22 protein-coding genes are annotated in these 24,103 nt (G+C 63.0%); 3 read left to right on the top strand and 19 right to left on the bottom strand.

Translation table 11 applies throughout. From position 1 onward, the window contains the following. The 9 genes from AAE027_RS21140 to AAE027_RS21180 all read right to left on the bottom strand — a co-directional run bounded on the left by AAE027_RS21140 (position 1) and on the right by AAE027_RS21180 (position 11,996). Positions 1–2,067, bottom strand: coding sequence for a hydantoinase/oxoprolinase family protein (locus tag AAE027_RS21140; RefSeq protein WP_370986667.1), 2,067 nt, complete (start codon positions 2,065–2,067; stop codon positions 1–3). A 243-nt stretch (positions 2,068–2,310) separates the two neighbouring features. After that, complete coding sequence (nac, locus tag AAE027_RS21145; protein ID WP_370986666.1) at positions 2,311–3,249, bottom strand: nitrogen assimilation transcriptional regulator NAC; 939 nt, start codon at positions 3,247–3,249, stop codon at positions 2,311–2,313. A 125-nt stretch (positions 3,250–3,374) separates the two neighbouring features. Next, the gene (locus AAE027_RS21150; protein WP_370986665.1) at positions 3,375–4,583 is read right to left on the bottom strand and encodes an aspartate transaminase; all 1,209 of its coding nucleotides are present in this window, start codon (positions 4,581–4,583) and stop codon (positions 3,375–3,377) included. Between the two features lie 60 nt (positions 4,584–4,643). Continuing rightward, positions 4,644–5,384 (bottom strand): branched-chain amino acid ABC transporter ATP-binding protein, encoded by a 741-nt coding sequence (locus AAE027_RS21155; RefSeq protein WP_370986664.1) that lies wholly within the window; start codon positions 5,382–5,384, stop codon positions 4,644–4,646. Further along, complete coding sequence (locus AAE027_RS21160; protein WP_370986663.1) at positions 5,377–6,147, bottom strand: ABC transporter ATP-binding protein; 771 nt, start codon at positions 6,145–6,147, stop codon at positions 5,377–5,379. Before AAE027_RS21160 ends, AAE027_RS21155 begins: the two co-directional genes overlap by 8 nt. Further along, the gene (locus AAE027_RS21165) at positions 6,144–7,130 is read right to left on the bottom strand and encodes a branched-chain amino acid ABC transporter permease (protein WP_370986893.1); all 987 of its coding nucleotides are present in this window, start codon (positions 7,128–7,130) and stop codon (positions 6,144–6,146) included. The genes AAE027_RS21160 and AAE027_RS21165 overlap by 4 nt, the downstream gene beginning before the upstream one ends. 44 nt (positions 7,131–7,174) lie before the next feature. Next, the gene (locus AAE027_RS21170) at positions 7,175–8,047 is read right to left on the bottom strand and encodes a branched-chain amino acid ABC transporter permease (protein WP_370986662.1); all 873 of its coding nucleotides are present in this window, start codon (positions 8,045–8,047) and stop codon (positions 7,175–7,177) included. A 20-nt stretch (positions 8,048–8,067) separates the two neighbouring features. Next, positions 8,068–9,255, bottom strand: coding sequence for an ABC transporter substrate-binding protein (locus tag AAE027_RS21175; RefSeq protein WP_370986661.1), 1,188 nt, complete (start codon positions 9,253–9,255; stop codon positions 8,068–8,070). Positions 9,256–9,857: 602 nt separating this feature from the next. Then, entirely contained in the window at positions 9,858–11,996 is a 2,139-nt protein-coding gene (locus AAE027_RS21180) for an alkaline phosphatase family protein (protein WP_370986660.1), read from the bottom strand. 312 nt (positions 11,997–12,308) lie between these two features. On the opposite strand from AAE027_RS21180, the gene AAE027_RS21185 reads away from it, so the two are divergent. Further along, entirely contained in the window at positions 12,309–12,779 is a 471-nt protein-coding gene (locus AAE027_RS21185; protein WP_370986659.1) for a prepilin peptidase, read from the top strand. On the opposite strand, the gene AAE027_RS21190 is transcribed toward AAE027_RS21185, so the two are convergent. The 10 genes from AAE027_RS21190 to AAE027_RS21235 form a co-directional block, all read right to left on the bottom strand. Beyond that, positions 12,776–13,051 (bottom strand): hypothetical protein, encoded by a 276-nt coding sequence (locus AAE027_RS21190; RefSeq protein ID WP_370986658.1) that lies wholly within the window; start codon positions 13,049–13,051, stop codon positions 12,776–12,778. The genes AAE027_RS21185 and AAE027_RS21190 overlap by 4 nt on opposite strands. Positions 13,052–13,461: 410 nt before the next feature. Further along, a complete protein-coding gene (gene gspM, locus AAE027_RS21195) occupies positions 13,462–14,016 on the bottom strand; it encodes a type II secretion system protein GspM (RefSeq protein WP_370986657.1) in 555 nt (184 codons plus the stop codon). After that, positions 14,013–15,080, bottom strand: a complete 1,068-nt coding sequence (locus AAE027_RS21200) for a PilN domain-containing protein (protein WP_479714239.1) — start codon at positions 15,078–15,080, stop codon at positions 14,013–14,015. Before AAE027_RS21200 ends, gspM begins: the two co-directional genes overlap by 4 nt. Before the next feature lie 3 nt (positions 15,081–15,083). After that, positions 15,084–15,998: a type II secretion system minor pseudopilin gene (locus AAE027_RS21205; protein WP_370986892.1), complete on the bottom strand. Its 915-nt coding sequence runs from the start codon at positions 15,996–15,998 to the stop codon at positions 15,084–15,086. Further along, complete coding sequence (locus tag AAE027_RS21210) at positions 15,998–16,714, bottom strand: PulJ/GspJ family protein (protein WP_370986655.1); 717 nt, start codon at positions 16,712–16,714, stop codon at positions 15,998–16,000. Before AAE027_RS21210 ends, AAE027_RS21205 begins: the two co-directional genes overlap by 1 nt. After that, positions 16,711–17,130 carry a PulJ/GspJ family protein gene (locus AAE027_RS21215; protein WP_479714240.1) on the bottom strand — a complete coding sequence of 140 codons (420 nt, stop codon included), beginning with the start codon at positions 17,128–17,130 and terminating at the stop codon, positions 16,711–16,713. The genes AAE027_RS21210 and AAE027_RS21215 overlap by 4 nt, the downstream gene beginning before the upstream one ends. After that, the gene (locus AAE027_RS21220) at positions 17,102–17,566 is read right to left on the bottom strand and encodes a Tfp pilus assembly protein FimT/FimU (RefSeq protein WP_370986653.1); all 465 of its coding nucleotides are present in this window, start codon (positions 17,564–17,566) and stop codon (positions 17,102–17,104) included. Before AAE027_RS21220 ends, AAE027_RS21215 begins: the two co-directional genes overlap by 29 nt. Beyond that, positions 17,559–18,047 carry a type II secretion system major pseudopilin GspG gene (gspG, locus tag AAE027_RS21225; protein WP_370986652.1) on the bottom strand — a complete coding sequence of 163 codons (489 nt, stop codon included), beginning with the start codon at positions 18,045–18,047 and terminating at the stop codon, positions 17,559–17,561. The genes AAE027_RS21220 and gspG overlap by 8 nt, the downstream gene beginning before the upstream one ends. 18 nt (positions 18,048–18,065) lie before the next feature. Then, complete coding sequence (locus AAE027_RS21230; RefSeq protein ID WP_370986651.1) at positions 18,066–19,274, bottom strand: type II secretion system F family protein; 1,209 nt, start codon at positions 19,272–19,274, stop codon at positions 18,066–18,068. A gap of 3 nt (positions 19,275–19,277) precedes the next feature. Continuing rightward, entirely contained in the window at positions 19,278–20,996 is a 1,719-nt protein-coding gene (locus AAE027_RS21235) for a GspE/PulE family protein (protein ID WP_370986650.1), read from the bottom strand. 265 nt (positions 20,997–21,261) lie between these two features. Between AAE027_RS21235 and gspD the strand changes: the two genes are divergently transcribed. Both gspD and AAE027_RS21245 read left to right on the top strand, forming a co-directional pair. Beyond that, a complete protein-coding gene (gene gspD, locus AAE027_RS21240; RefSeq protein WP_370986891.1) occupies positions 21,262–23,577 on the top strand; it encodes a type II secretion system secretin GspD in 2,316 nt (771 codons plus the stop codon). Further along, entirely contained in the window at positions 23,549–24,088 is a 540-nt protein-coding gene (locus tag AAE027_RS21245) for a tetratricopeptide repeat protein (RefSeq protein WP_370986649.1), read from the top strand. The genes gspD and AAE027_RS21245 overlap by 29 nt, the downstream gene beginning before the upstream one ends. Positions 24,089–24,103: the final 15 nt, after the last annotated feature.

Here is a 24,103-nt window from a genome sequence, read left to right on the forward strand (position 1 = left end):
TTAGGCGATGTTGATCACGAGATTGCCGTTGATGTCGACGTGAGCGGCGCCACTCGGTCCCACGACCGCGGTCGACTCACGCTGCTCGACGATGGCGGGACCCTGGATTTCCAGGCCGGCTGGCAGTTTGTAATGATCATAGACCGGCGTATCGGTATAGCCCCCGAGCTCGTTGAAGTAGACGGAGCGCGTGCCCTTCCTGGCCTCCGCAGTCTGCCTGCTATGCGGCCGGGCGACCTGATCCTTCTCTCCGCTCGAGCGCAGGCGCCACGTGATGACCTCGACAGAGGAGCCCGCAACAGTCCGGCCGAACAGCTCGCGATACAGTTTGTAGAAATTGTCGAGGAGTTGACCGAGAAATTCGTTCGACGGCAGGCTGCGATCCGGCAAGGCCACCGTGATCTCATGCCCCTGGCCGACATGGCGCATATCAACAGTATAAGTGTTGTTGATCGTCTCCGTCGCAACGCCGGCGGCGCTGACGACTTCGGCGCCTTGCGCCGCGAGGTCCCCGAGCAGCCGATCCATCGCGTCGAAATCCCAGTTATCGACCTGCATCGGGAAGCTCGCCGAAAGGTCGACCGCGACCGGCGCTATGAGCAGGCCGATCGCCGAGGTGACGCCGGCACCCGTCGGACAGATGATGCGCTTGATGCCGAGCTTGCGCGCGATGCCATAGGCGTGAACGGGACCCGCGCCGCCGAAGGCGACCATCGGCAGGCTGCGCGGATCGACGCCGAGATCGGTCGCATGAACGGCCGCGGCTTTGCTCATCGATTCATTGACGAGGTCGTGAATGCCCCAGGCGCAGCGGGCAACGCTGACGTCCAGGGAAGCCGCGAGCTTCGCCATGGTCGTCTGCGCCGCGTCCTTGGAGACCTTGAACGAGCCGCCGACGAAGGATTCGGTACCCATGTAGCCGAGCAGAATATCGGCGTCGGTGACGGTCGGCTCGGTGCCGCCGCGCTGATAGGCGGCGGGTCCCGGGAGCGCGCCCGCCGAGCGCGGACCGACGTCGAGGAGGCCAAGCGGATTCTTCGCGGCGATCGAGCCACCACCGGCGCCGATCTCGATCATGCGGATCGACTGGATCTTCAGCGGAAAGCCCGAACCCTTGCGGAAGCGATGATAGTGCGCGACCTCGAGGTCCGTCCCGACCGTCGGCTCGCCGTTGGGGATCAGGCACAATTTGGCGGTGGTGCCGCCCATGTCGAAGGACAGCACGCTGCCCTCGCCTGCGATGCGACCGAACTCTGCCGCTGCAACGGCACCGGCGGCCGGCCCCGATTCAATCAGGCGAACCGGCAACTCGGCGGCACGACGACTCGGTACGAGACCGCCCGACGAGGTCATCCAGAGCACCTGGCGATCGATACCTTTCGCAGCAAATTCGCGCTCAAGATGTGCGACATGGCCCGACATTTGCGGGCGCGTATAGGCGTTGACCACCGTAGTCGAGGCCCGATCGAACTCGCGGACCTCCGGGCAGACGTCCGAGGACAGCGACACGAAGACGTCGGGGTTTTCTTCCCGAAGCAGCGCCGCGATGCGCTGCTCGTGCGCCGGATATTTGTAGGCGTGGAGCAGGCACACGGCGACGGACTTGATGCCTTCGTCGCGCAGCCGGCCGGCGATCTCGCGGACGGTCTCCTCCTTCAGCGCCGTTATGACCTCGCCATTCGCCGTGATGCGTTCCACCGCGCCAAAGCTGTGGGCGCGTGTGATCAGCGGATCGGGATATTTGAGGTTCAGGTCGTAGAGGTCATAGCGCCCCTCGTTGCGGATGCGCAGCATGTCCTGGAAGCCGGCCGTCGAGATGAACCCGGTCTTGACACCTTTGCGCTCCAGCACGGCATTGGTGACCACCGTGGTCGCCCCCAACACCTGGAGCTTGCCGAGATCGACCACGTCGCCAAACTGCTCGAGCAATTCGGTCACACCGCGAACGACGGCTTCGGCAGGATTATTCGGCGTGCTCAGCACCTTGTGGAGATGCAGTTCGCCTTGGTCGTCAAGCAATGCAAAATCTGTAAACGTTCCTCCGGTATCGAATGCGAGCTTGGCCATCTTTTTCCTCGAAGCGATCGTCGTGCAGATGACAAGGATTTCCGATCTGTCTGCTGAACCGTACGATCAAGACGTGAATCGAGAACGCCGGCTTCGACGATGGCTGTGAGGGTAGGAAATGCACCCGCTGCTGGCCAACATAACTCCGGTCTGCCGCCATATGTTTTGCTTATGGCGTAGGCACAGCAACGTTCGGCCGCAGAGAGGCGACATTAGCCGAGGGAGCTCAAATGGATTTTCCGTTTAGACGGAGCGAATGCCCTGCGGATGGCTGCGCATCAACTTTTCCACGACCGTGAGAAGCACGGATCGCGTCGCCAAGGCGGGCTCCGAGAGCGGAAGGTGATCGGACACACACAAGGAAACGGTCGCCTCGATGGCGGGACGAACGAGCCTCCGGACCTCAATGCTGCCAAAGCTCGATGCGCTGGCGGCCACGGACGCCGGCAGGATGGTCGAGCCAAGCCCTTCGGTGACCGCCGCTCCGAGCGCCGACACGGATTCGATTTCCGAGGCGACATTCGGCGTCACCCGCGCCCGCGCCAGCGATTCGTCGATCAGGCGTCGGAGGAAATGGCCCTGGCTCGGCAGCAGCAACTTGACGTCGGCGAGCGCCGAGAGCGGGAGCGGCTCATCCACCTGCCTCTTCACCGTCGGATCAACTCGGGAGACCAAATACAGCTCCTCCCGAAACAACGGCTGAAGCTTGACGCCCTTGATGGGACCGGAGCCGTAGATCATGGCCATATCCATCTTGCCGGTCATGATGAGCTCGCTGAGCACATGGCCGAAACTATCGTTGATATGGACGATGATCTGCGGATGCAGCGCCGACATCTCCTTCAGGATCGGCAGCGACAACGTGCTCGATGCCGAATAGGTCGCGAGACCGATGGAAACGCGCCCGGCCAACGCCTTGGTCGATTGATCGATGTCGATCTGGGCCTGCTCGATCTGCTTCAGGAGCAGTTGGGCATGGCGATAGAGAATGAGCCCCGCTTCGGTCGGGACGATGCCGTGATTGCTGCGCAGAAGCAGCTTGTGCTTGAAATGGCTTTCAAGAGCAGCGATCTGCTGCGACAGCGCCGGCTGTGCGGTCCGCAATAGGCCGGCGGCGCGCGAAACGCTGCCGGCGTCAACGACTTTGACAAAGCTCTTCAGCTTCCTGAAATCGACGCTCATTAGGGGCCGAACGCTGGTCCTGAAAAAACAGTCTGGAGCGGCACTATCCTTTATCTAGCCTATTGATTTCAATGAGATTCTTGCCGATGCGGCCCGGTTTTCGGATGCAGCCGCGCGCCCCGCGCTCAGGATAGCGCCTTGCAGGCCTTCTCGATGCGGTCGCAGGCTTCCTTGATCGCCTCCATCGAGGTCGCAATCGACAAGCGGAAATACGGCGAGAGCCCGTAAGCCGTGCCCTGCACGGCCGCCACGCCGACGTCGTCTAGCAGATAGAGCACGAAATCGAGATCGTTCTTGATCACCTTGCCGTCCGGCGTGGTCTTGCCGATGACCCCGGCGCATCCGGGATAGAGATAGAACGCCCCATCCGGCACGAGACAGGACAGGCCTGGGATCGCATTCAGCCGTGCGCAGGCGTAGTCGCGACGTTCCCTGTAGAGCTTGACGCTATTGCGCACGAACGATTGGTCGCTGGTGAGCGCATGGGCGGCAGCCGCCTGGCTGATCGATGAGGGGCAAGACGAGATCTGCGACTGCAGCTTGTTGATCGCGGCAATCAAAGGCGCCGGGCCCGCGGCGTAGCCGATCCGCCATCCGGTCATGGCATAGGTCTTGGAGACACCGTTGGCGAGCAGAACGCGTTCCTTCAGGGCGGGGACGGCAGCCGCCAACGTGGTTGCCGGCTCGTCGCGGTACCAGATCTGGTCATAGATGTCGTCGGAGAGCACCATCACATTCGGATGGCGCAGCAGCACTTCGCCGAGCGCCTGCAGGTCCGATCGCGAATACGCCGCGCCCGTCGGATTGGAGGGCGCATTGAGGATCAGCCAGCGGGTTTTCGGCGTGATGGCGGCCTCGAGCGCCTCCGCAGTCAGCTTGAAGCCTTGGTTTTCGGAGCAGCGCACGATGACCGGCTTGCCATCGTTGGCAATGACCATGTCGGGATAGGAGACCCAATAGGGTGCGGGGATGATGACTTCCGTCCCCTCCTCCACGCTCGCCATCAGCGCAAGAAACAGGATCTGCTTCGCGCCGCCGCCGACGCAGATCTCGTTGTCTGCGTATTCCAATCCAAGGCGCCGCTTGTAGTCGGCGACGATCGCCTTGCGCAGCGCGACGGTGCCGTTCACCGCGGTGTATTTCGTCTCTCCGCGGTCGATCGCCTCATGCGCCGCTGTCTTGACGTGATCGGGCGTGTCGAAATCCGGCTCGCCGATCGCCATGTCGATGATGTCGCGTCCGGCCGCCTTCAGCTCGCGAACCCGCGCGGAAGCTGCCGTCGTGGGGGAGATCTTGATGCGCGAGACGCGCGCAGCCGGCACGAAAATCGTCACTTTGGTCGTCCTTTGGGGTTCGAATGTGTCCGCGCCCGCTCGCGGCGAACGCCGTGAATTCTAGTGCTCGACCTCGGTTTCGCCGCGCATGCGGCCCGTGAGGAACAGCTCGCCGAGCTCGTCGTGGGTGATATCCGCAGGCCTGCCGTCCCAGATCACCTTGCCGAGGCGTAGGATGACGGCGCGCTGGGCGACCTCCATGGCCTTCTTGGTGTTCTGCTCGACGAGCAGGATGGTCTGACCGCTCGCGTTGATGCGGAGCAGCTCGTCGAAGACAATCCCGATAGCGCTCGGCGAAAGTCCCACGGATGGCTCGTCGACCAGCAGAATCTTGGGGCGCTGAAGCACGGCCATGGCCACCTCCAGCAATTGCTGCTCGCCGCCGGACATATTTCCGGCGAGCGTATTGCGTCGTGTCTTCAGGATCGGGAACAGGTCGTAGACATAGTCCCGCTCGGCCCTCACCTGACGGTCACGCAACGTATAGGCGGCCATCTGGAGATTTTCGTCCACGGTCATCACGGGAAAGTTGCAGCGCCCCTGCGGCACCCACGAAATGCCCTCCGCCAGGATCGCGCGCGACTTGTAGGATGTGATCTCCTTGCCACGCCAGTTGATGCTGCCGCCCTTGATGGTCGTCATGCCGTAGAGCGTCTTCAAGAGCGTCGACTTGCCGGCGCCGTTCGGGCCCATTAGCGCCACGAACTGCCCCTGGGGAACGTCGAGATCGACGCCGTTGAGGATGTCGAGCAAGCCGTAGCCGGCGCGCAATCCCTTGATCGAGAGTGAGGGTTCAGCCACCGAGATAGGCCTCCCGGACCGCCTGGTTCTGGACGATGTCGTCCGGCGTGCCTTCCGCAAGTTTGCGCCCCTGGTCGAGCACGACGACGCGCTTGCAGAGGCTCGTCACCACGTCGATATTGTGCTCGATGATGAGAAAACTGACGCCGAAGGAGGTGTTGGCGAGACGGATGCTCTCGACCACGCGCTCGATTAGCTTCGGATTGATACCGGCCATCGGCTCATCGAGCAGAATGAGTTTCGGCTCCGGCATTAGCATGGAAGCGAACTGGATCAGCTTCTGCTGACCGCCCGACAGCTTACCCGCCGGCTGGAATCGCACGTCCCAGAGGCCGGCGATCTTGATCAGCTCGCGCGCGCGCTCCCGCAGCGCCGCGACTCGATTGCGGGCCGCGGATCCGACGCCGAAGGTCGACCAGATGCCGGGGAAGGTGAACATCTGGCCGGCGATGACGAGATTCTCCTCGACGTCCAGCGCGCCGAATACCACCGTCTTCTGGAACGATCGCAGCATGCGACCTTCGCGGGCGATGTCGTTCAGCGACCAGCCCGTGATGTCCTGACCATCGAGCTTCACCGCCCCCGCGTTGGGCTTGGCGAGCCCCGTCACGCAATCGAAGAAGGTGGACTTGCCGGAGCCGTTTGGGCCGATGAGTCCGCAAATCTCTCCGCGGTCCACGTGAAGGTCGACCCCGTCGACCGCACGAATGGCGCCATAAGACTTGCAGAGGCCGGAGATGTCGAGGATCGGGAGCCCGGTCATTTGCGCCTCTCGAGGAAGGACCAGAAACGGCCGATGAGCGGCGCGAACCCGCTCGGAAACCAGAAGACGAGCCCGAGCAGGAAGAAGCCATAGGCGATCATGCGCAGCTCCGGCGTCACGCGAAGCGCTTCCGTGAGCCCGACGAACAGCAGGCTGCCGAAGATGACGCCCGAAATGGTCCCCGCCCCGCCGCCGAGCACGATGATCAGCATCGTCGTCGAATAGTACATCTGGAAGGTGAGCGGGCTGACGACGGTGAGGTAGTGCGCATAGAGACTGCCGCCGAGGCCGGCGAAGGCGGCGCTGATCATGAAGACCACCAGTTTGTAGTGCCAGGTGGGGATACCGACGGATTCGGCCAGCGTTTCGTTCTCGCGGATCGCGATCATGTTCCGCCCCGCCGGCGAGCGAACGATGAGGTAGGCGAGCAGCGTGGCAATCGCGGCGATGGCCAGGACCAGATAATAGAAGCCGACCGTGCCGGAGACGGTGAACGAAGCCGACCCCAGCGCAAAGTAGGGCTTGGGAATGGCCGCCAACCCCATGTCGCCGCGCGTCAGGCTGATCCAGTTCTTGGCGATGGCCTGGCCGATGATGACGAAACCCAGCGTGCACATCACGAACGACGTCGCGCGCAGCCGTAGCGCCGGAATGCCGAGCGGCAGCGCAATGGCACCGGCCGCAAGTCCCGCGGCCAGGAAATTCACATAGAAAGGTGTGCCGAAATGCACCGCGAACAGCGCGGATGTGTAGGCGCCGATGCCGAAGAAGGCTGCTTGCGCCAGCGACAGCAGCCCGGTATAGCCGAGCAGCAGGTTGAGCCCGTGCGCCGGCAACAGGAAGATCAGCGCGATGATCATCGCGTGCAACGGATAGTTGCCGAGAAATAGCGGCGCGACACAGGCCAGTGCCGCGAGCGCGAGACCGACGGGAAGGCGGAGATCCCGTCCCGTCGTCGCGGCTGAGAGTTCAGCGGGCGTCATGTTCGGCTCTCGGGCGATCTCGCTCACCTGTCATCACCCCCGATCTAGAAGCGCGCCTGCGCGGAAAAGAGCCCGTGGGGACGCCACATCAAGATCAGCATCAGGGTCGCAAAGCCGACCGTGTCGCGGAATTGCAGGCCGACATAGGTGGCGACCAGGCTCTCGGCGATACCAAGGATCATGGCGGCGACGAACGTGCCGCGCACGTTGCCGAGCCCACCCATGATGATGATCGGCAGCGTCTTGAAGGTGATCAGCTCGCCCATGCCGCCGTAGACGCTCACGTTCACCGGCGCCGTCAGCACGCCCGAAAGCGCGGCAAGACAAGCTCCGAGGATGAACGTCCACAGCGCGATATGGCGAACATCGATACCCACCACCGCGCAGCACTCGATGTTCTGGGAGACCGCGCGCATGGCCTTGCCCATCCGGCTGTAGGTGACCATCAACTCGAGCCCGACGAACACGATCAGACCGACGATGATGATCAGAATACGCTGTTCGGCCAGGGTGAAGCCAAGAACGCTCACCGGCTCGATGTAACCGCCGGAGAAGAACTTGTAGCTGCCGCCGAACAGCAGGATGACCGTGTTCTGCAGGATCAGCGCGACGCCGAGCGTGGCGAGAACGCCGGCTTCGGCCGGCGCGCCTACTATCCGCTGCATCACGAAGTTGCCGACCACGACGGCGATGACCGCCGTCGCAACCACGCCGATCACGACCGCGACCGGATAGGGCAGATCGAAATAGTCTATCGCGAACCAGGCCCCGAAGGTCCCGAGCATGTAGTATTCGCCGTGGGCGAAATTGATGGCTCGCAGGACGCCGAAGATCATCGTCATGCCGACGGCAACGATCGCGTAGACCGATCCGGAAACGATGCCGTTAACGACCTGTTCGATGATCGTGTAGAACATGGGGCCACCGTTTCGCGGGCTTACTTGGGATAGTCAATCTCGGCCTTGTAGGCGCCCTTGATCACGGGCTTGCCGCCCTCGATCTCGACTAGGATCATCGGCAGGCGCGCCTGGTTGTGATCGTCGAAGGAGACCTCGCCGACCGCGCTATCATAGTGGATGCCGGAGAGTGCGGCCCGGACTTTCTCGCGATCGATGCTCTTGGCCTGCTCGATCGCCTTGGCGAGCAGGTGCACCGTCTCCCAATGCACGTAAGCGTGATTGTTGGGAGCCTCGCGGTATTCGGCCGTGAACTTCTCGACGAAGGCCTTGCTCTTCGGAGAGTCGTACCCCGGAAGCCAGGCTGCGGCCTCGATCGCCCCCTCCATCGCCTTCGGCGCGGCCTTGATGGTGCTCGCGGTATTGAACTCGGCATTGCCGATCAACGGGATCTTGCCTGCGATCCCGACTTCAATCATCTGGCGCCCGACGATGGGCGCGGAATCGGCATTGCCGTACATGATGATGGCCTGAGCGCCGGAATCGCGGATCTTGGAGAGCACGCTGCGGAAATCCACCTCGCCCTCCTTGTAATAGTCTTCCGTCAGGATCTCGCTCTTGAAGCGCGGCAGGTATTTCTTGGTGAACTGAATGGCGGCGCGGCCGTAGTCGCTGTCGACCGAGAGCACGGCGTATTTGGTGTATCCCTTCTTCTCGGCCGCGTATTGCAGCACGAGCAGTGAGCGGTTCTCGTCGGTCGGATAGTTACGGAAGGTCCATTTGAAGCCACCGACGCCCGCCTTGTAGGTGATCATCGGGTTGGACGAGGCCGCGTTGAGAAGCAGGACGCCGGCGTCCTCGACGACCGGCTGCATGGCCAGCGTCACGGAACTCGAGACGTCGCCAATAATGAAGTCGACCTGATCCTGATCGATCAGACGGCGGGTCGCCGAGACACCCTCGACCGGCGTGCCCTGGCTGTCCCCCGGCATGACATTGATCTTGCGTCCGCCCACGCCGCCCGCATCGTTGATTTCCTTTGCGGCCATCTGGGCGCCGCGCAGCGAAAAGGCCCCGTACCGGGCGTTCGGGCCGCTCATCGGCGCGACGAGACCCAGCCTGACCGCGCCATCTTCGCTTCGCGCTGCAAAGGCGCCGGAGGAAGCGGTCTGGAGTCCAATCAGCGCGGCTCCGATGCAAAACCCACGTCGGCTCAACTCGATCGTCATTTCCCCGCTCCGCTGCTGCTACCAAATGATGCGACCGCGAACCCCGCCACTTCAGTGGTCTTGCCCTTGGAATTTTTTGTTGCGGCCGACGGCAAAAAATAGATTTACGTTTGATGACAGGGGAAGCACGACTGTAGTCTGCCGCCATAGCGAATTCTTATGGCCGTCCGGGGCCTCGGGACGGGCGTTGGTCCCGGCTGCGGTCTAAACTCTGCTCCCGCGCGTTGATCTTCACAATGCTTTCGGATTGGCTGAGGCGACCGGCCGAAATTGGCAACGGCGGAGTCAAAACCTGCTTGATTTTCAACGAAAAAGCTCACGTTTCGAAAACGGACAAAATGCTTTGCAGCAAATTCGATAGCTTGGTAGCCGTTTCGAAATGAAGAAGCCGCCTTTGCGGAGCGGATCAACTGCCAAAGGTTGGCGAGCCCGCGCGCCCGCCGACCCGGAAGAAGAACGCGTCAGCACGTGACCTTCCCACCTTCCCAAGCGCCGTTGCTGGCCGTGACCATGGCCTGAGATAGTCCCGCCCCACTCCCAGAGTTGCGATGGGCGCGTGTGAGCGCCCATCAGCCAAGTATGAGGATCCCGCGCGCCGCTTTTCAGCGCAGGATTTCCTGCAGCACCTCGCCGTCGACCTGGCGGGGCTTGACATCGAGGAGCCGCATGATCGTCGGCGCCACGTCGACGTTGCGCATGCGCGAGATCGTGGTCCTCGGGCGGATCTGCGGGCCGACGGCGATGAAGGTCGCGCTCATCTCCGTCAGCTCGGGATCGTGGCCATGGGCACCGTAGAAGTTCGGCATCGACAGCGTGGTCGTCGCCGCATTGAATGGCGCATCACCGAGGCGGGCGACGCCGGGGTTCTGGATGCCGTCGAAGTTGTAGCCCGGAGCCATCAGCGCGAACACATCGCCAAAATCCTGGCCGATGGTCTTGCTAGTGCACAGCCCGGTACCGTCTTCGCAGTGCAGCGGCCGGGTTTCGACCACCGTGAATATCCGCCCGTTCCTAAGCGAAAAGTTGAACCGCGAGTTGGGATCGACCGCGTTCTTCACCGCGTCGGCGATCTGCGTCACCAGCGCGTTGTAGGTCGCCGGATCGACGGTGCCGCCCTGCTCGCGGTTCTGCAGATTGACGTAGATATTGACCGCCGGCCCCGAGGTGCGGATCGCCACCTTGCTGGTGTCGATGCCGGCATTGTGCAGGATGTTGGTCATGCTCACCGAGGTGTGGAACGGTGCGAAGCCGTGATCCGACACCACGAAGATGTTGCTGTCACGGCCCGCCGCATCGATGATCTGCTTCACCGCCGCGTCGGCGGTCTGATAGGCGAAGCGGATGTAGGAGGCGTACCGCGCGACCTTGGCGGGATCCTGGTTGTCGCCGATCGAGTTCGGGTCGGTCGAGCTGGTGCCCTGGCGGCTGTCGGTGAGCAGGAACTGGTGCTCGGAGCCGTCGGGCTGTTCGATGTAGACCATCACCAGGTCGGCGTCGGGATGCTTGCGGATCGCGTGCTCGGCGATGTTCGCCTGGTAGCGCACGAAGGTCTTCACCATGTCCTCATACATCGCCTCGATCTCGGTATCGGGGAAGTTGGTGAAGCCCGGACTCAGCCGCTCCGGAATGCGGAAGTCGGCCTGCGGACGCCAGAACCCGATATTGTTGTTAATGTCGTCAACATCGGCCAGCACCGCCGCGTTGCGCGGGATGAAGTTGGCGCCGTAGCGGGCAAAGCGCGCGACCGACAGATCGGGCGCAAGCGCCGAGACGAAGTACGCGGCACCGACCTTGGCCCCGCTGCCCTCGAAGAAGAACGGCGCATTCGCGCTGCCGACCTTGGCGTAGGCCGGTCCGGTCGACGGCGCGTGGAAAGGTCCTGCCGTGATGCCGCCAGTCGTGTCGAAGAACACTAGGGTATCGTAGTTCACCGTGTTGTCATTGGTGGTATCGAGCGCCGCCACCCGGATCGCATACTTGACGTCGAACGTGGCCGCATTGCTGCAGGTCGCTGTCGGTGCCGACGCGCAAGAGAGCGTCTCGATCGCCGTCGGCGTCGCCAGCACCGGGCTGAACGAGAAGTGGCCGGCCACCTGGAGCGCCGCGGCGATCGCAGGATCGGGCGCGAAGTCGGCCTGGGACAGCGAAAAGCCCCGCGCCCCGATGCCGCCAAACGCCCCGAATGGCACGGTATAGTCGGTGACGCGGGTCGGCTGGGCTGACTGCACGACCGTGTTGTTGATGGAGATGTCGGCGCCGTCGCTGCCCGGCCACGTCGCGGTGATCACCTTCTTGCCCTGCTGACGCAGCTGTACCCACAGCGGCACGGCTGTCGGCTGCGACGTAGGCCCGAGCGGGCTCAGGCGATAGCCGCCGATCGGCGCCCCGAAGCCGCTGATGCTTGATGAGATCGGCGCGGCGATCGGCTGGAAGGTGTTTGAGGGAATGTCGTTGTGAACCGCCGTCGAGCCGGTGGCGATCTCGATGTGCGACACCGCGGTGAGCGACGGCGAGGCAGTCACGTTCTGCTCCGCAATCGCGCCATGATGGCTCAGCCACGCCAGGCCGCCGTCACGCGGCAGCACGCCCTCTTTGATAAATTTCTGAATGAAGTCGGGCTTGGCACCGTCGAGCGAGATCAGCACCACCCGCCGCGGCTTGCGGCCATGGCCATGCTGGTCGTTGCCATCATCGGCGCGGGCCGGTGCCGCAACGCCGTTCAGTGATAGAGCAAGCGACATCACCGTTATCGAGACAAAGGTCTTTAAATTCATAACAACGCCCCATGTTCGCTGCGCGACTACGTGGATTTGTCGGGAACGAGAGGCAATGATTAACGGGCTCGCCTAACGCGCATGTGACGTTCAGGCGATGTGCGTAAGTGGCGGCGACGCCGCCGCGAGCTGGCAAGGTGCGCAACAAATTCGGCTGTTCGAAGATAATTGCGGCCGGATGGAAAAACGCATTGACGACCAAGTCAAATCCTGCGTGAAGTCTCATGCCCCGCACCCGGTCGGGGAAGGCCTCTCGCACCTCTTTGCAATCTTTTTCCCATGATCACAGCCGTCAGCTTCGCCTTCCTTGGCATCGCAGGCGCTGGGCTTGCATGGATCGACCTGCGGCGCGGCATTATTCCCAACTGGCTAAATCTTGCGCTTGCGGTAGCCGGACTTGTCAGGAGCGCGATCCTCAATGGCGGGACCGCTGCATTCAGCGCCGCCGCGCAAGCTGTCATCGTTGGCGCGGTCATATGGCTGCTGCGTCGACTTTATTTCATACTTCGGCAAGTCCAAGGGCTTGGTCTTGGCGACGTCAAGCTGCTTGCTGCGTCCACCATCTGGATCGGCATTGTGGGCGTTCCGACGCAGCTCCTTATTGCGTCGTTGTCCGCACTCGCGGCGGCTGGTGCGATGCAGTTCGCGGGCAAAACCATGACACGGCAGACGTCGCTTCCATTCGGTCCTTTTCTTGTTCTTGGCCTGGTGTTCACGCTCGCGCTTCAGCAGGCCGACTGGATTGATTAGTCCTGTTCGGCTCGGACCGGCGGCTTTTGGCTTCCCTGCGCAATCGTGCTCTCAGCTTGGACACGGGCAGGTGCAGCCGGTCCGGCCCCGGGCTGCGGCAGGTTCAGCGTTGCGCTCTGCTCGTCGCGCACGAGTGTGACCTCGCGGCCGTGCACTGAGCGCAGCTTCCAGCCCTGATATTCCTCGCCTAGCCTGAGGCGCATAGCCGCCCTGGTGGTATGATCGACAAAAATCGCAAAACTCTGATCATCACCGGCGATCGTGCCCACCAACGATAGTGACGGACGCTCCATCCGAGGCGGCTTGGGCGGCGGCGGTGGCGGTCTTGTCGCCGGCACCGCGGCGACCGCCGGGGGCGGTGGTCGCCGCGACGGCGAAAAAATCGGCCGCTCGCGCGTGTTCGACAAGGAGGTGAGCGGGATCGCCCACAGCGGATTAGCGCTCACCGCACGTTCTGGTGCTGAGGGGGCCTGGGTGGGCACCATGGGCTTGACCACAGCTCCGGGATTGGCGTGATTATCCCAGGGTGACGGATCGGAGACCATTCCCGTGCGGCCCGTCCCGGGCGCATCAGTGTCGGAAAACTCCGTCGGCAACGCCAAAGCCAAGCCTGGGACGGCGAGCGCAGACGCCAGCAACAAGGTGGCGCAAAGCGAATGTGGTCCTGTCGCGGCGTGCTTTTTCATTTACTACCTCGCCACTGGCCAGAGACAGCGAGCAACACCCGCAACTTTCCTTCGCCGGAACCAGAGAAACTGGACGGCGATTGCACGACCAGCTGATCGACAAACAGGAACGGCATGCCGGCCTCCAGATCGTACAGCAATTGCTGCAGGCCAGGCTGATCAATCTCGCAGCTTGCGATCATGGATAAGAAATCGGCCTTCGTGCCCTTCAGGTCGACCTGGGAAGATAACACGTTACCGCCGAGCCTGGTCACCGCAGCAGTGACGCGCTGCAAGAGCGCGGCGCCTGCAATCGTCACGGTCGTACCTTCAAGGAATGGCGAGCCGGATCGCGCCGCAGCGGCGGCATCCAGGGCGCGCGCGGACATAGGCCGTCGTCCTTCGAGTTGTTCGAGCATCGCTGCCGATGCCGCGACTTCGGCGCGCTGACCAAGCACATCGGCCATCGAGCTTGCAATCACGAACACCAACAGAGCTGCGATCGTGAAGTAGAGTGCTGCTGCGGGAAACGGTCTGGACAACAATTTCCGCAAGGTTGCGGTCTGCTTCATGAGCCGCCCCCGAAATAAGGCGTCATGCGAGCCTCGATGTGGAAGCGTTCACCCGGCTCGCTTTGGCCTCGCGTGGTCGGCGCAAAGAAAGTGGCGCGGGTGAAGTGCGGCGACTGCTCGATCAACCGGATCAATGACGGTGCATCCTGCGTCAATCCGACCACCTGCATCTTGTCGCCTTCGACCCGCAGCTCGGTCACATAGGTGGTATCCGGCAACACACGCGATACCGCATCGAGCACCACCACGCTCGACGGAGTCGTCTGCTTGAGCTTGGCAAGCAATGTCTCCGCCGATCCGCCCGTTTGGTTGATCCGCAAGGCGGCGCGACGTTGCGCGATGTGTTGCTGCAGCTCGTGCTGCTCCGCGTCGAGCATGCCACCGACATAGGTGGACACAATAAGCGAGGCCGCCGCCCCTACTGCCGCGAGGCCCAACCCGAGCCGCAATATCCTGGGCACATCGACCGTGCGGCCGGCGCCGCTCGGCTGAGCCTCGAACAGCCTGATGCGCGTCCCCTCGCTTTCCGCCTCGTGGAGGTCGACCAGACCAGCCACGGATGAAACGCGGAGATCGCCGGCCAGTCTAACCAGCGGCTCGATCTTTTGTCTTGACGTTGCCGCCAACATCAGTCCGATCCGTTCATTCGCGAGCGGTGCCGGCGGACTGGTGCCGAACACGGCGTCGCTCGCGGTCCATGGCGTCAGACGATCGATCTGCGTCCGGATCATACCGTCAAGAAAATCCGCCGCCTGTTTTGGGAAATCGAGCGGACGGACCAGCACGTGATCCGGCCTCATCACGATATCGAGTTGGCTGCCACGTAGCGCAGCTGCCCACTCAGGCGGCACAGCAGGTTCGGGGCGGTTCTGCACCAGCCGGAACGATAGCTCAGGCAGGCTCGCGCCCGTTCCCGTCGAAGTGACCCGCGCGGTGAAGCCGTTCCCCTGCCCCTCGATCAAGACGATCTGCCGCCGTCGCACAAGCTTCGCACCGACCGCATCGATTGCGGCCGCCACAGCTGCCATCCACGTCGCAAACAACTCCTTGAGTTCCGAAATCATCGGTCACAGCTTTCTGTAGGCTTGCGAGCTCACATCGCCTTGCCACGACAGCACTCGATAGAGCTCCGTGTCGCCACCCAACCTGATCACCATCTCGGTGGCCGTGTGGCGGCCGTTGGGAAAGCGGATTCGGGTCAGGATGCGATAGGCCCTGCTCTTTTCTGCGGTAGCGCTCGCCCTGGCCGGGCCAAGCGCCGCCGCGATAGCGCTGCGGTCACTTCCGATTTGCAGACGCTCATTGAGAAATTGTTTGAGGATCAGCGGCGTCATGCCGGGCAAGGCCGCTATCACTTCCGGCGCCGCAATGATTGCGTCGATGCCCTCCGCGCCGCTAAACACGGTGACAAAGGGCAGCGCACGCTGCACGAGTTCCGGGGCAAGACCGAGCACCAGGCCGAGCTCATTGACATGCGCGAAGGGCGCCTGGCGCGGCGAGTAGGCGCGGCCGGCGGCACGGTAGAGCGCTTCTTCGTTTGCGGCGGTCTGCGCCGTGGCACGGCTCCGCCACGCGACGATGCGCTCAGCGCCCTCGCGGGCATCCTCGCCCGCCGCACCAAGCGCGGAGAGAAGCCCCTCGAGCAGTTCCTTGGGCGCTCTGTTGAGATCGACGCGGGAGGTCTCCGCAATAAAAGATACAGCGAGATCGGCGCCATTCAGCCGCATGCGAAAGGCGCCTTGCATCGGACGCGCCTCTTCGGCGCCGAGCTGCAATCGATAGGCGGTCAGTTCAGCGCTTGCAGATACCAGCGCCTCCGTCTGCAAGGCAACGTCGTTGAGGGAAAGCGCGCGCGCCGAGCTTGACAGGTAGGCCGAGAAGATCATCGCAAGCGCGGCAAGTGCTGCCACCAGCCATAGCACGGCCACCAGCACGAACCCTTGCTGGGAGGACAGCCCAGCGCTGCGCCCGGCCAATCCCATCACGATCCGTCCTGCTTTCTTCCGGCGCTACTGGCGCCGCCATTGTTCTTCGCACCGTCCGCGCTTTCCTTGACCGCATCGTCTGCATCGCCTGCCGCTGCATCGATGTGGACCGGCACCACCGAGGAAGCTGACAACACTCGCCCGGTCGCGCCATCGCGTATCGTCAGCATGATCGTGACTGGCAACTTTTCCTGCCCCTTCCAGCTGTCCCGGAAAACGCGATCCGGACCGGCGTAAGAGAAAGACAGGCGCAACGGAGAGCGCAGCAGCACCACCGGATCGGACAGATGTATCTGCTCAGACGGCGACGCGCCGGCCGGCAATGGCCCGAAGGGCGCGCGGGAGCGCACGGTCACCATCCGGCCCCGATCGTCGGCTTCCCCGATCCGCACGACATCGAGCCCGATGCCGCTGTTGGGACCGAGTGCCGTGCGCACAAAGGTCAGCGCGAACGCCGAGCCGTCGAACAGCGGCCGCGGCAGCTCGCGGCTGGCCGGCACGAATTCGGCGACAGCAAGATCGCCAGCGATCCGCTGAATGGCGATGCCGACCTGCTCGGTCTCTTGAACGCGGTCGATGCCGCGATTCCAGTTCGGCAGCCACTGTGCCGTGATGTTCGCAAGCGCCGAGAGTATGAGCCCGGTCAGCGCAAGCGCCACCAGCGCCTCGATCAGCGAAAATCCCGATTGGCCGCTCTCCGTATTCCTGCTCATGTTCGATGCTGCGGCCTCGGTATCAAGCGCACGGTTTCGATGTCGACCGTCGCCCCGCTGGCTGCGCGGACGCGAATCCTGACCAGTTCAGGTATCCAGGCCACCCGCTCGTCGTTGGCCTCCCAGCCGCCGCCAAGCGGGCTGACATCGACCTGCCAACGGTAGTTGCGGAGCTGGCCGGACAAGCTGCCGGGACTGATGTCCTTGCGCGGCGGAATGGCCGTCGCCAATACGCTCTGCGCGGTTTGCATCAACGCCAAGTGATCCTCCAGCGCCCGCACGCTCCGGGCGTTGGTCGACATGACCGATCCGATCGCCATGATGCTGCCAGCAACGACCGCAAGCGCGATCAGCACCTCGATGATGGTGAAGCCGGCCTCATTCCGGTCAATTGGCAATTTTGGAGCGGGAGACAATTTCGATCCTTCCGGTCAGCCAGTTGACGCGAATTTCATAAGCCGTATCGAGCCGCGCGAGCGCGATCGTGCCACCACAGGACATGCCGTCGGCAAAGAAGCTGATGGTCGAAAGCGCCGGCCGCTGGCGACAGGTCTGCGGCAGCAGCGCATCGAGGCGAACGTCATCGGGAACCCGGATGATCCTGCCGGATGCGCCGGAGCGGATCGCGCGGGAGGGCGCGTCGACCGTCGTCGCAACATTGGCGCCACGTGCCACTGCGGCATATCGATCGCCCTTGAGCAAGGTTGCCGTTTCCAGCGCGTAGGCCTGCAGGCGAGAACGCGAGGTGTGACGGGGCACAAACGGCAGCAGCACGGAAGCGAGCATCGCGATCAGTGCAATGACACACACCATTTCGAGCAGCGTAAAGCCACGTTGCGGCGCATCATTCATTGCTCGCGCTCGTCATGTTGTTCAGTGAGATATCCGCGGCGGCAGCGCTGCCTCCTTCCTGGCCGTCGGAGCCGTAGGAGATGATGTCGTAGGCGCTGTGCTCAGCCGGCGCGCGGTAGACGTAGGGGTGATTCCACGGATCATTCGGAACTACGCTGCCCTTCAGGTACGGACCGTTCCAGGCGGCAACACCGGGCGTCCGGCGCACCAGGGCGGTCAGCCCTTCCGCGGTTGACGGGTAGCGGCCGGTGTCGAGATTGAACAGGTCGAGCGCGCTGGCAAAGCTCTGCATCTGGATCTTCGCCGCCTTGACCTTGGACTCGCTCAGATAATTCAGCACCCGTGGGCCGATCAGGCCCATGATCAGGCCGATGATGGTGATGACGACAAGCATCTCGACCAGCGTGAAGCCCTGCTCGCCGTGCCTGCGCGCATCCCCAATGGCACACTGCGCAATTTTGACCGAAGGCTGCTTCGACATGGCGACTAGTCCTCACGTTCATCCGACGAGTTGCGTGACCGACAGAAGGGCAGTCATCACGGAGACAATCAGTCCGCCGACAACGGCGCTGATTGTCACGATTGCCAGCGGCCCGATGATGCCGACGATGCGGTCGAGACTGCGCTGCAGTTTGGCTTCGTAAAATTCCGCCACGCGACCGGCGAGCGTCGGCAACTGGCCGGTTTCCTCGCCGAGCCGCAGCATGCGAAGTGCCATCGGCGGCAGGCTCATCGAAGCCGAAAGCGCTTCGGACAGTTTGCCGCCGTGCCGCACGCGGTCGGCGGCCTCGCTCCACGCGTCGACCTCTCCGGTCATCGCCATGATGTCGACCAGGATGCGCAGGCTCGCGGTCAGGCTGACGCCGCTGCCGAGCAGGACGCCGAGATTGCGACAGAAGAGGCTCGTCCGGTAATAGCCGAAGATGCCGGCGATGCCCGGCATCCGCGCCAGGCCGCCGATGATCCCGGTTCTCGTCCCTGGTCGACGCAGCAGAGTCCACACCGCGGCAACCAGGGCTGCGCTCGCCAGCATTAGCGCCGTGCCGTTCGCGCGCATGAACTCCGAAATCGAGATAAACATGCCGAGCGCAGAGTCCGACCTGCTGCCGAAGTCCTGCAGCACGCTGGAAAATTGCGGCAGCACGAACAACATGAAGAACAGCATGACGCCGATGGCTGCAATCAGCACGAAGAGCGGATATTGCATGGCATCGGCAAGCCTGCGGCGCATCTGTTCGGCGCGCGCGCGCTCGGTACCGAGCATCTCCAGGACCTGATCCAACGTACCCGACAGTTCACCCACTCGCACCAGCGCGACATACATCCGCGGAAACAGCGCGGGGTGCGTCGCCACCGCATCAGCCAGGCTCTCCCCGCTCAGCAGCGCACCCCGCAGCTTGCCCACCACCGGCCGGAGGCGGCCGACATCGGCGTCGCTCGCGAGCAGTTCAAGCGCATCGTCGAGGCGCGCGCCCGCTTTCAGCAACAGCGCAAGATCGCGGGTGAAGGTCGTCACTTCCGCCGCGCTCGGCTTGTTGAACCGACCCCAGCCTCCGGACGAGGCGATGCGCTTCTCCTCGACGGTTTCGATCGGCAGCAAGCGAAGATACTCGATCCGGGCCGCGACCTCAGCGGCGGTCGGCGCCGAGATCGTGCCGTTTACCAATTCGCCGGTTTGCGTCAGTGCTCGGTAGCGAAAATTTGGCACGAGCTATCTCACGGTCGTAACGCGCAGGATTTCCGCAGGCGAGGTCACTCCAGCGCGGCACTTGGCGATACCGTCGTCGAGCATCGTAGTCATACCGGCGCGAATGGCAGCCTGGTCAATCTTGAGTCCGTCGGCGTTGTCTCCGATCAGTTCGCGCAGCTCGTTGTCGAGCTCGAGGACCTCGAACACGCCGAGCCGACCACGATAGCCGAGGCCGGCGCAGCGTTCGCACCCGCACGGTTGATGAATCGTCTCGCCTGCCTTGAAGCCAAGCGAGGCAAGCCGTGGATCTTCGGCGAGGTCATCCCCGCTCAAGACGATCGGCGATTTGCAGCGATCGCAGAGCTGGCGAACAAGACGTTGCGCGATGACCGCCCGCAAGGTCGAGCGCAACAAATACCCTTCGACGCCGAGGTCGAGCAGGCGTGGTACCGCCGCAGCTGCCGTTTCGGTGTGCAGGGTCGTGAGAACGAGGTGCCCCGTCAGCGCCGCATGGACAGCGACATGTGCAGTTTCGGAGTCGCGCACCTCACCGACCATGATGACGTCGGGGTCCTGGCGCACGAAAGAGCGCAGTGCGTTCGCAAAGGTCAACCCGATCACAGGCTTTACCTGCGACTGATTGACTCCCGGGATTTCATATTCGACCGGATCCTCGATCGTCAGAATTTTGCGGATCGGCTCATTCAGTACCGACAAGATAGTGGCGAGCGTTGTGGTCTTGCCGCTGCCGGTCGGTCCGGTGATAACGACCATGCCATGGGGCAGCTTCAAAAGTCGCCTCAGCTTGGCTTCGTCGGTCGGCGCGAAACCGAGCTTATCGATCACCAGCAGCCCGCGATCTTTCGGCAGGATGCGGATCACGGCGGACTCGCCGTGCTGGGTAGGCATGATCGCCACACGGATATCGATGTCACCGCGGCTGACGCGCAGGCGCGCGGCGCCGTCCTGCGGCAGGCGGCGTTCGGCAATATTGAGGCTAGCGATTATCTTGATACGCGAGATCACAGCTTGCGGCAGCACGCCAGTGGGAGCCGCAATGGGCCGCAGCATGCCGTCGATCCTCAGCCGGACCACAAGACCAGCCAGAAACGGCTCGATGTGGATATCGCTCGCCCTGAGCTCGATGGCCTTTTCGAGCAGGTCATTGACCGCGCGCACGACGGGGGCGCCGCTTGCGAGATCGCGCAGGCTCTCGATGTCATCCTCGCGCAGCTGGCGAAGACTGCCCGCCTCATCCCGGCCGCTCAGAACCTCGTCCGAAAGCTGTCGGTCCAGGACAATACCGAGATCTTCGAATGAGGCTGCGGTAATCTGAAGGTCGGGACCCAGCACGATTTCGGCTGCCCGCCTTGCCGCCTGATCGCCCGGATCGGCCATGGCGAGCTCAACGCTGTCTTCCGTCGTCCGATAGGGATAGACCAGCGTTTCCCGAAGAAACCGCTGCGAGAACGCGGCGGTCAGTGGCGTGGATGCCAGCAAGTCCTGCAGCGTCACGCGTTTGAGGCCAAAAAAACGAGCCGCCTCGTCGGCGAATTCGCCGGCCGACAGATCGGTAGCCTCCCAAAGCTTGACCTGTGCGCCGGAGGGCAAGCCGGCTTGCTGACCGTCGCCCGGGTGGCGGCCCCCGCTCTCCTGCTCAGCCTCTTGCGCCTGAGGCATTTTCAGGTGCCGAGCCCGGCGAAGATGCTCGACGAAATGCGATGAGTAATGACCGGTCATGCCTATTTCCAGTCAGACTCCTGGCGTGAGCGAATAAGAATAAAGAGGCGCCAGCGCTGCCAATGATCGCCGGAGATAGAGTTATTGACCCCCAATGTGACACCTGTACGAAGCCGCGGACATCGTGGACAACTCATACCAAGCGTGGTCGCATCAGCCTGCTAAACATTACTGTCATATTTCCCGCTTAAGGGATGCGTACTGGTCCGGATCGGCGATGGCACGGTCCGAGACCCGCATGTTCAAGAGTGGGATCGGCGAAGGTATGGTGCGTATCGGCAATCAGGGCCGATCCCGGATGATTGCGCGCAGCAGCTGCGTGGCGGCATTGATACTTTGCGCCGCAGCTGTACTGTCATCGTGCAATTTCGTGAGCGTCGGAGCTCCGCCGCCGGCGGAAGTCGACGTGCTCGACAAGGTGCGCTCGCTGGACATTCTGCCCCGGCAGACCCAGAACGTGAACGCCGTGCAGACCAATGCCGGCGAACGCAGCCGCGCCGCCGTCTATGAGGGGACGATCATCTCCGATGTCGCGGAAGTACGCGCGCAACGGCCGGCGACCGGCAACGGCTACGACCTCAATTTCGAGACGACACCGATTGCGACCGTTGCAAAAGTTGTCCTGGGCGACATCCTCAATACCGGCTACACGATCGACCCACGCGTGCAGGGCACGGTGACACTGGTTTCTGTTCGCCCCGTCGCAAAGTCAGACATCGTCTTTGTACTCGAAAATGCGTTGCGGCTCTCGGGCGTCGTGCTGGTCCGCGACACGGCCGGATATCGGCTGACGCCACTTGGCGATGCCGTCGGGTCCGGACAGATGGACGCGCAGGTCGCCAGTGCCGAGCCGGGCTATGGCGTCTCGATCGTGCCTCTACAATACGTGTCGGCACCGACCATACTGAAGCTGATGGACAGCTTTGCCACCAAGCCTGGCATGGTCCGCGCAGATGCAACGCGAAATCTCCTTCTGATTCAGGGCACTGGCGGCGAGCGCCGCACCGCTGTCGAAACGGCCATGAGCTTCGACGTCGACTGGATGCGCGGCCAATCCGTCGGCATCTTCCCGGTCAGCAACAGTGCGCCGGAACCGATCATCTCCGAACTGGAAAAGATCATGGATTCCGGCGAAGCCGGGCTCAGCCAAAGCCTCGTCAAGCTGCAACCGATCAGCCGGCTCAATGCCATCATGGTCGTCAGCCGGAAGCCCGCGCTTCTGCGCACGGCTGCGACCTGGATCAAACGGCTCGACCAAGCGGATACCGCGCGCACCAGCGTGCACGTTTACCGCGTCAAATATGGCGAGGCCCGCCAGATTGCGCAGGTGCTGACGGAGATGTTTGTCGGCGGGTCATCGGCCTCGCTCGAAAGCGCCGACAATCAGCTCGCGCCGGGATCGGGGTCAACGACGACGTCCAGCCCGGCCGACCGCCTGTCGCTGAACGCGAACTCCCCCACTTCAACCGGCGGCTTCGCCTCGCGCCCGTCCACCGGCATGAGCGGGGCCACACCGCAAGGGTTCGGCCAACCGCAGCAGGCGAACGGGAATTCACTCAATGGCAGCGCGCTCGATTCCCGAAGCACCGGCAGCACAGGACAACCGCTGATGCCGGGCGTACGCATCACGCCTGACACCGTCAACAACACCCTTCTGATCTATGCCGATCAGGGCAACTACAAGATCATCGAAGCCACCCTGCAGCAGATCGATCGTCCCGCTCTGCAGGTCGCAATCGACGCTACGATCGCGGAAGTCACGCTCAACAACGAGTTGAACTATGGGGTGCAGTTGTACCTGACCAGCCGTGATTTCGGCTTGCGGCCGGACAACGGCTCCGTTCTGAACACCCAATCCACCCAGGCGCCCGGCACGACGACGAGCTCGGTCGCGGGCGCCGTCACCAACGCTTTTATCAACCGCGCCTTTCCCGGGTTCAACTTCCTGGTCGGTTCAGAGGCGCAGCCGAGCGCTATTCTCGACGCGCTGCATTCCGTTACTAGCGTGAAAGTACTATCCAATCCGTCGCTGGTCGTTATCAACAACCAGGCCGCAACGCTTCAGGTCGGCGATGTCGTGCCGATCTCGACCGGCAGCGCCACGGTGCTGACCACGAACAATACAGTCGTCAATACGATCGACTATCGAAACACCGGCATCATTCTCCGCGTATCCCCGCGCATCAACGTCAACGGCAACGTCAGGCTCGACGTCGAGCAGGAGATCAGCAACGTCTCGCCTGCGACCGCTGCGAGTCTGACGCCGACCGTATCCCAACGCCGGGTCAAGAGCTCGATCTCGGTGGCCACGGGACAGACGGTTTTGCTCGCAGGGCTGATCAGCGAGCAGCAAAACGGCGACCGCAACGGCATTCCGCTGCTGGATCAGATTCCGGGGATCGGCGACGCCTTCTCGCATCAGGGCAAAAAGGGAACGCGCACCGAATTGATCATCTTCATCCGCCCCCAGATCATCCGCGACAGCCTCGACGCTCACCAGGTAGCGGAGGAATTGCGGTCGAAATTGCGGGGCAGCGTGGGAGCGAGCACCGATGATCTGCGGGTCCCGACGGTACGCTAGGGCATTCGGGCTCGCGCGCCCGCGCCGCTTCGCGGCGAGCCTCATCGTTATCGCCTGTTGCTCGGCAGGGACGGCTCCGGCGCGCGCCGACGCGCTTGCCCGCGCCAACACAGCTTACGCGCGGGGAGATCATGTCCGTGCGGTCAATCTGTTGATGCCGCTTGCGCTGAATGGCAACTCGAGGGCGCAAGCCTTCCTGGGCTTCATGTCGGAGAACGGCTTTGGCGTGCCGCAGGCCTATGATGCCGCTGCTGATATGTATTGTCAGGCCGCGCTCCGCGGAAATCCGTTCGCGCAGGCCATGCTCGGCCTGCTCTATGACAAGGGCCACGGCGTGCCACAGGATTTCGTACTGGCGTATAAATGGCTGAACCTTGCCGCCGCGCGGGCGCCGAAACGCGATCGCGACTATTACCTGCGGCTGCGCAACGCGGTCGCCTCGAAAATGTCGCAGGATCAGATCGCGGAGGGACAGCATCTGGCGCTCCGTTTCGCAGCTGGTCGCCCCTGACCTTGCCGTCACATT

The sequence above is a fragment of the Bradyrhizobium sp. DN3 genome (genome assembly GCF_041357655.1).
Lineage (GTDB): Bacteria > Pseudomonadota > Alphaproteobacteria > Rhizobiales > Xanthobacteraceae > Bradyrhizobium.

Coding starts and splice junctions, on each gene's coding strand:
- AAE027_RS21140 (WP_370986667.1), bottom strand. CDS start 2,067: ATGGCCAAGCTCGCATTCGATACCGGAGGAACGTTTACAGATTTTGCA.
- nac (WP_370986666.1), bottom strand. CDS start 3,249: ATGAGCGTCGATTTCAGGAAGCTGAAGAGCTTTGTCAAAGTCGTTGAC.
- AAE027_RS21160 (WP_370986663.1), bottom strand. CDS start 6,147: ATGACCGGGCTCCCGATCCTCGACATCTCCGGCCTCTGCAAGTCTTAT.
- AAE027_RS21165 (WP_370986893.1), bottom strand. CDS start 7,130: ATGACGCCCGCTGAACTCTCAGCCGCGACGACGGGACGGGATCTCCGC.
- AAE027_RS21170 (WP_370986662.1), bottom strand. CDS start 8,047: ATGTTCTACACGATCATCGAACAGGTCGTTAACGGCATCGTTTCCGGA.
- AAE027_RS21175 (WP_370986661.1), bottom strand. CDS start 9,255: ATGACGATCGAGTTGAGCCGACGTGGGTTTTGCATCGGAGCCGCGCTG.
- AAE027_RS21180 (WP_370986660.1), bottom strand. CDS start 11,996: ATGTCGCTTGCTCTATCACTGAACGGCGTTGCGGCACCGGCCCGCGCC.
- AAE027_RS21185 (WP_370986659.1), top strand. CDS start 12,309: ATGATCACAGCCGTCAGCTTCGCCTTCCTTGGCATCGCAGGCGCTGGG.
- gspM (WP_370986657.1), bottom strand. CDS start 14,016: ATGAAGCAGACCGCAACCTTGCGGAAATTGTTGTCCAGACCGTTTCCC.
- AAE027_RS21200 (WP_479714239.1), bottom strand. CDS start 15,080: ATGATTTCGGAACTCAAGGAGTTGTTTGCGACGTGGATGGCAGCTGTG.
- AAE027_RS21205 (WP_370986892.1), bottom strand. CDS start 15,998: ATGGGATTGGCCGGGCGCAGCGCTGGGCTGTCCTCCCAGCAAGGGTTC.
- AAE027_RS21210 (WP_370986655.1), bottom strand. CDS start 16,714: ATGAGCAGGAATACGGAGAGCGGCCAATCGGGATTTTCGCTGATCGAG.
- AAE027_RS21220 (WP_370986653.1), bottom strand. CDS start 17,566: ATGAATGATGCGCCGCAACGTGGCTTTACGCTGCTCGAAATGGTGTGT.
- gspG (WP_370986652.1), bottom strand. CDS start 18,047: ATGTCGAAGCAGCCTTCGGTCAAAATTGCGCAGTGTGCCATTGGGGAT.
- AAE027_RS21235 (WP_370986650.1), bottom strand. CDS start 20,996: ATGACCGGTCATTACTCATCGCATTTCGTCGAGCATCTTCGCCGGGCT.
- gspD (WP_370986891.1), top strand. CDS start 21,262: ATGGTGCGTATCGGCAATCAGGGCCGATCCCGGATGATTGCGCGCAGC.
- AAE027_RS21245 (WP_370986649.1), top strand. CDS start 23,549: ATGATCTGCGGGTCCCGACGGTACGCTAGGGCATTCGGGCTCGCGCGC.